This window comes from Fibrobacter sp. (assembly GCF_045601785.1).
Taxonomy (GTDB): domain Bacteria; phylum Fibrobacterota; class Fibrobacteria; order Fibrobacterales; family Fibrobacteraceae; genus Fibrobacter.
On record NZ_JAZSAF010000004.1, the window covers coordinates 121,726 to 128,454 of the forward strand.

Here is a 6,729-nt window from a genome sequence, read left to right on the forward strand (position 1 = left end):
GATTAACCTCCCAGCTTAGCAAGGTTGATCTTGCTGAAACCGGCTTCTTTAGCACGGTCCATAAGTTGAATGATCTTATCGAACTGGGTGTCGTCGTTAGCAACGATGATGATGTTATCGACGTCTTCGAGGTCAATGAACTGCGTATGGATCTGAATCAGGTCCTTAGCGATCAAGTCGTAAGCAGACAGCGGGTAGATGATGTTCTTTGCAGCCACATCCGGTTTCAGCGTACGAGCCGAGTTCGGGGTGAGGGTTGCAAGCACAGCGCCTGCGCTCGGCTTCTTGAGCATCGGCGGCGGGGTCAGACCCATAGCGCCTTCGCCAGGAGCAGCGAGGAATGCGTTGTTACCGTCCACGTATGCGCTGTCAGGCACATTTTCGGACTGAGAAGAATACACGGCCCAAATCACGCGGCCCGGGTCTTCTTCGGATTCCTTGTTGATGGCCCAGAGTTCGATGGTTTCGATTTCATAAAGATATTTTTCTTTATCCATCTCAGAGCCATCTTTGCACTTGGGACCATGACCGCCATCAACGGCCGTCTTCACATCTTCCGGCGCATACGTAATGAGCTGCGCATCGGACTTGCAACGGAATGTCCACATTTCCTTGAAGTAGACATTCGGCTGGAAACCACCGCGGGCACCAATCACCAGATACTGGTCAGTGATAGCGAGCGAAAGGTTCAGAGCCTGCTGGTCCGGTTCCGGAGGCGTATCGTTGTCCATGTTCATCATGCTGCGTTCCGGCATGTTGATTTCAACGATAGCAAGCTTAGAGAAGGCGGTCATAGACAACAGCATAGGAATCAGGATTGTAAACAAACCCATTGCCGGCAACAGGTCCGGTTCTTCGGGTTTGGCTGGTTTCTTAAGTTGTCTTGCCATTGTTTTATAACTCCGTTAAAATTATCTCTCTATCTTCGATTAAGCGAGGGAGTTGATAATCTTCAGGCCCTTTTCTTCCATTTCCTGGATGAGGCGTTCGGAGTTCATGTTGAGGAGACCCACGATGACCAGAAGAGGCACAGCGGAGAGAAGGCCGAGGAGCGTGGTACCCATAGCGATAGCGATACCGTCGGAAAGAGCCTTGGCACGTTCTGCAGCCGGTTTGTTAGCCACGGCGTCGAAGGTGAAGATCAGACCGTAAATCGTACCCATAAGTCCGAGCAACGTAGAGATGGAAGCCATCACCTGGATAATGCTGATATAACGAGTAAGACGAGGAGCTTCGGTCAGGAACACTGCGTCGCAAGCGGCAGACATGGTTTCGCGGCCACCGTTACGGGCAGCGACGATAGCGGCCATCACCTTGGCGATGGGGAGGTTGGAGCTGTTGGCGAAGCTCAGAGCGTCGTCATAACGCTGGGCAGAAATGTGAGTGCCGAACTTGGCCAAGAAATCCTTACGGCCCTTAGCGCTCTTCACCATGATGTAAATAATGCGTTCGATAGAGAAACCGAGGCCGATCAGGAACACCACGAGGATGATCCACATGAACTGCCAACCATCGGATTCGGGGCTGAAGGATTGAAGCATTTTAGACATTAGAGTACTCCTTTATTGAGTGTTTTGGTTTAATTTTGAAATTCTTTGTTCATATTTATCTTTTTTAGAGCAAAATTGGGAGGGCTTTTGGGTAAAACTTTATTTACTACGCCAAAAACGCCATTTTTGCCCTAATAGAATAGGGGAACCCTATGAACTAGGTTCCCCGTAAAATTGTTTTTACCGCTACTTTTTCTTCTTCTTGGCCTTTTTCTTGGCCTTCGGAGCCGGAGCCGGAGCAGCTTCCGGTTCAGCGGCAGCTTCCGGTTCGTTCACAGAAGAAGATGCTTCGTCCATAGAGGATGTAGCAGGGGCAGCAGCACCAGCCAGCTGTTTCTTCAAGTCAGCGAGTTCAGCCTTCAACTTTTCGTTTTCAGCCTTCGCGTCCTTGATAATGTCGCGGTAGGTGTTGATCTGTTCTTCCGGAGTCATGACTTCAGACTTGGCGATCTGTTCGAGACGAGCCTTCGTCTTGAAGTAGGCCGGGTCAGAGAACAAGGTAGACGGGTCAAACTTTTCAATCTTGGTGTTCAAGGTCTCGTTGTTTTCATCGAGGCTCTTGAGAAGTTCGAACAGCTTTTCGGTCCACTGGTTCTCGATGCCGTAGTGAGCGGCGGCCTTGATACCGGTTGCGCACTGCGGAATAGCCAGTTCCTTGGCTCCGTTAGAACGGTTGGTCAATTCTTCACGGTAGGCTTCCAAGTCTTCGTGGACGGCTTCCATAGCGTCTTCCTTGACCATGCCTTCGTATTCCACATATTCCTTCACAATAGAAGCGGAGTCCGGCAGCGGGGAGTTGGCGAACGCATCAGCCACTTCGACGAACACGGCGCAGCCCTGGTAGTACATTTCGATGTAGCCTTCTTCAGCTTCGATCACATCCTGGTTGTAGAAGCCCTGGTCGCGGGCAAGGTCGATGTTCTTCTGGAAGATCGGACGAGCCTGTTCGTAGTAGCTCGGGAGCTGCTGCACGATACCGATTCGTTCGGCGAAGATTTCTTCTTCCTTCTTACCGTTGAGTTCCTGTTCGCGGATCTTGGCGGCCATGGTCACGAAGAGCATACCCATCTTGTTGGTAGCCTTGAAGGTCCAGCGTTCAGATGCGTAGGTAGCAGACTTCGAGTACTGGCTCATGGCCTTCTGCAGGATGTCCACCAACTGCTTGATGATCTTGGCCTTTTCCTTTTCCTTGCCCTTCAGGACAATCGGCTCCATCTTGTGGTATTCGTATTCACCGAGGTAGAAGGCAGCTTCAGCCGGAACACCCGGATCGGCGTTCTTAATCTGCAGACCGTACTTGTCGTAGGCTTCGAGAGTCTTGCGGTAGTCTTCGACGGCCTTGTCTTCTTCCTTAAGTTCCATATAGGCACGGGCAGCACCGATGTAGGCAGCAATCAGCTTTTCCTTGTCTTCGTTGCCGTAGCCCTTGATGAAGTTGTGATATTCAGAAGCGGCGAGATCCCACTTCTTGGCGTTGGCGTAGGCCATCGGGATGCTGAACGCAGCGTCAAGTGCGTAGGAGCTCTTCGGGTAGTCGCGAACGAGGTCCTTGGAGCAGCGGATCGCTTCGTCGGTCATCTTGGCTTCATCATAGCTCAAGCAAGCGCTGTACAAGTAACCCGGAGTACGTTCATCCTTCGGATAGCGCTTGTAGGCAAGTTCGTAGGTCACAGCGGCAGACTTCTTGTCGGCGATAGTATCGTAGACCTGGGCTGCAGAACCGATAGCCATGAATGCCATGGAATCCTGCGGGAAGTTGTTCGTGATGAACAAGTAGGTCTGGGCGGCTTCGCGGTATTCAGCTTCGAAGTACTTCTGATCGCTCTTCTTGAGGTTGGCAGCCTTCTTGTGAGCGTCACCAGCACGGACGATACCCTTGATAGTGAGCGGAGACTTGGAGTACTGCTTGGGAAGGATCATGAAGGTTTCGGCAGCCTTGGTGAACTGCTGGTCCTTTTCGTAGGCGGCACCGGCTTCGAACACGGCCTTGTCAGCAATGTCAATAAGCGGGTAGCGCTTCACGAGAGCGAGGTAAGATTCAGCACCCTTCTGATACTGGCCCTGCTTGACGGACTGTTCTGCCATCTGGAAGAGCACGTAGGCAATAGCCTTTTCGATTTCCTTGGCCATGGAGTCGTTGCGAGTTTCCTTGACCTGGGTGTACTGCTTGTAGAGCCATTCGAATTCGGTGAGGGATTCGTCATACTGTCCAGATTCCAAGAGAGACTGGGCAAGCATACGGCTGATGAGCAAAATGTACTGATGCTTCGGGAAGTCCTGTTTCAGCTTGCGGAGCACGCCCACAGCCACCTTGAACTGCTTAGCATCGTAATGGACGATAGCAGCGTTGTAGGCAAGTTCTGCAGCTTCCTTGTTTTGACCATACTTGGCCATGTACTTGTCCACCTGGGCGAAGTAGGCCTTGGTTTCTTCGGACTTGTAAGCCTTGACAGCATCGTCGCCATACTTTTTCTTCTTGGCGTTTTCGCGAGACTGGTCCATCATGAGCACGGCGTTGTACGCAGCTTCTTCCTTCTTCAGGAGAGCTTCGGAGCCCATCGGGCGACGGCCGTAGCGGGTGGTGTCGGTATCGACGATCCAGTTGAACATCTTGGCGGCGTTAGCAAACTGGCCCATTTCCTGGTATACGAGGGCGAGGTTGATGTGAACCTTGTATTCGTCCCAGGTCGGTTCCTTGGCATAACGCTTGAGGAATGCTTCGTAAGCCTTGATGGCTTCGGCATACTGCTTCTTACCGGCTTCAAGGTCACCTTCCTTGGTGAGCTTAGCTGCGCGTGCGTGGTGGTACTGCGGAATGTCGAGCATAGCGCCACGGATTGCAGTTTCAGCATTCTTCACAGATTCAGGATACTTCTGGTTCTTCTTGTACCAAGAGGAGCTACGGTCATAACGCTTCACCACGACATAGCGGTGCTGCTGGGCTTCTTCGAACTTCTGCTGGATGATAAGGATTTCGATCATCGCAATATCAGCAAGCGGAGCGTCGATGTAGTCCGGGTTGATGGCCATCAAGCGCTTGAAGGACTGCACGGCTTCTTCGTTACGGTCGTGGTCCTTGTTCTTCATACCGATACGATAGTACACAGAGTCCTTGAACGGAACCTTCTTGTCCTTCAAGAAAGCTTCAGCTTCAGAGACACCACCACCTTCAAGGTCAGAGAAAGAGGCAGCCATGAAGTCCATAGCTTCTGCGCGCAAGTCTGCAGGATATTTACCCTTATCGGCACCGATAATATATTCGTAGTACTTGATTGCTGCAGTTTCGTATTCTGCAATGTTGTAGTAAGATTCAGCCAAGTGGTACATGGCGAGAGCCGCTTCCTTACCCGTAAGGGTTTCGAAACCAGTCACCTTCTTGTACGCCTTGATTGCGTCGCGGAACTTGCGGTTCATGAAGTGGTATTCGGCAATACGGAGCCAGGCCTTCGGCACGAGACCGTCGTTCGGGAAGTTCTTGACCAAGCGGTCACGGAGCTTGAACGCCTTTTCGTCTTCGCCGCTAGCTTCCTGCACGGCAGCGGCCTGGTAGAGCACCACCGGAATCTTCGGAGCCTTCGGGTACTTGACGATGTACTCGAGGAAGTAGCCGAGGGACTTCTGGTGGTCGGCCTTCGGGTACTGGCCGATGTTCGCACACTTGGCCGGCTTGTTATCGCGGTCGGCACACCAGGCGACATCTTCTTCGTACTGGGCCTGGATATCCAGGAACTGCTTTTCTTCGAGCATGAACTGGTAGTGGCCCAGCTGCTGGAGAGCACCGGCACAGCGGTCGGACTTCTTGCCCTTACAGGTTTCGCCCTTGGCGAGCTTTTCCCACTGCTCGATGGCCTTCACCATGCCCTGTTCGTCGAGGCCGCCGGAACGGCATGCCTGTTCGGCCTGGTTCTTGATTACCTTATAGGAACTGGCGCACTGCTCATAACCAGATTTGCCCTTCCCGATGGACTTGCACTTGGCAAGCATTTTCTTTGCTTCGTTGGTCTTTTCCTTACAAGGATCCGATGCAGCGAAAGAAGTTCCGATAAAGGAGCAAACAATCGCAGCGACAAGAATGATTTTTTTCATCGTTCTCTATCCACCTATATAATCATAAAAAGGGGAGACCCCGGATTACTCCAGGTCCTCCAATTCTTCGAGTTCCTGAGCCGCTTCGGAAGAAGTCGAGCCCTGGCCCATCTTGGTCTTCACAGTAGCGAGAGTGAAGCCCGCATCTTCGAGGATGCGCTTGCGGTTGGATTCAAAGCGGTCACTCTGGATGGCCCTCTGGGTGAACGCGGCATAGTCTTCGATAGCCTGGTTGGCCTTGTCGAAGGTCGGGCGCAGAGCCTCACGCTTGCTTTCCACACGCGGGGTGGGCAGCTGGCGAGCGAGGTCAAGTGCCTGGACCTGCACGGAGTCGAATTCGCTCTGCATAGCGTCGTATGCCTGGCGGGCGCTATCGCGGGCAGCCACGGACACAGCCGGCTTCTCGGTCTTGGCTTCAGCCTGTTCGAGAGACTTGGCAGCGTTCTGGTAGTCCTTCTTCATGAAGTAGCAGTAACCCTGGACGAGGTAGGCTTCGGACACGAGGAAGGATTCCGGAAGGTTAGAAATGATCCACTGGGCAGGCTTCATGGCTTCGTCCGGCTTGTTCACCTTGAGGAAGGACCATGCAATGCCGAGCATAGCTTCGTCGTACACCGGAGAACCGGCCTGCACCTGGCCATACATCTGGGCGGCGGCGGCAATGTCAGCCTTCTCGCCGGAGAAGTAGAGGTGGCCGAGCTTCACGCGGGCAGCATCCTGGAGGTCCTGTTCGGACTGGTTGGAGTACTGCTGCTCGGTAATGTCGCGGAAGCAGTTTTCAGCTTCCTCGATCTTGCCGAGGCGGCTGTAGGCGATACCCATGGTGTAACGGGCCTAGAAGTAGTTCGCGTTACCCGGAAGGATGGCGGCGAGGAGGTCGACAGATTCCTGGTAGAGGCCCTGTTCGAACTTGATCTGGCCGGCAACGTAGTCGGCGTCGGCCTTCACGTCGCTTTCACCGAACTTCTGGGCAATGTTCTGGTACTTGCTCATGGCTTCGGTGTACTTGCCTTCCTTATAGTCGATGTTCATCAACTGGAAGTGGTACTTGGCCTTCTGGTCGCTCTGCGGATAGCGCTTGATAGCGTCTTCG

Annotated in this window: 5 protein-coding genes; all 5 read right to left on the reverse strand. The window is 53.0% G+C overall.

Features of this window, described 5'->3' with window-relative positions:
- Positions 1–2: 2 nt before the first annotated feature.
- Positions 3–890 (reverse strand): ExbD/TolR family protein, encoded by an 888-nt coding sequence (locus ACKI61_RS01145; protein WP_407455982.1) that lies wholly within the window; start codon positions 888–890, stop codon positions 3–5.
- Between the two features lie 39 nt (positions 891–929).
- Positions 930–1,550, reverse strand: a complete 621-nt coding sequence (locus ACKI61_RS01150) for a MotA/TolQ/ExbB proton channel family protein (RefSeq protein WP_407455983.1) — start codon at positions 1,548–1,550, stop codon at positions 930–932.
- A 186-nt stretch (positions 1,551–1,736) separates the two neighbouring features.
- Complete coding sequence (locus ACKI61_RS01155; RefSeq protein WP_407455984.1) at positions 1,737–5,636, reverse strand: tetratricopeptide repeat protein; 3,900 nt, start codon at positions 5,634–5,636, stop codon at positions 1,737–1,739.
- A 45-nt stretch (positions 5,637–5,681) separates the two neighbouring features.
- Complete coding sequence (locus ACKI61_RS01160; RefSeq protein ID WP_407455985.1) at positions 5,682–6,458, reverse strand: tetratricopeptide repeat protein; 777 nt, start codon at positions 6,456–6,458, stop codon at positions 5,682–5,684.
- Between the two features lie 12 nt (positions 6,459–6,470).
- The coding region (locus ACKI61_RS01165) for a tetratricopeptide repeat protein (protein WP_407455986.1) at positions 6,471–6,729 on the reverse strand (259 nt) is incomplete at its 5' end.

Coding starts and splice junctions, on each gene's coding strand:
- ACKI61_RS01160 (WP_407455985.1), bottom strand. CDS start 6,458: ATGGGTATCGCCTACAGCCGCCTCGGCAAGATCGAGGAAGCTGAAAAC.
- ACKI61_RS01155 (WP_407455984.1), bottom strand. CDS start 5,636: ATGAAAAAAATCATTCTTGTCGCTGCGATTGTTTGCTCCTTTATCGGA.
- ACKI61_RS01150 (WP_407455983.1), bottom strand. CDS start 1,550: ATGTCTAAAATGCTTCAATCCTTCAGCCCCGAATCCGATGGTTGGCAG.
- ACKI61_RS01145 (WP_407455982.1), bottom strand. CDS start 890: ATGGCAAGACAACTTAAGAAACCAGCCAAACCCGAAGAACCGGACCTG.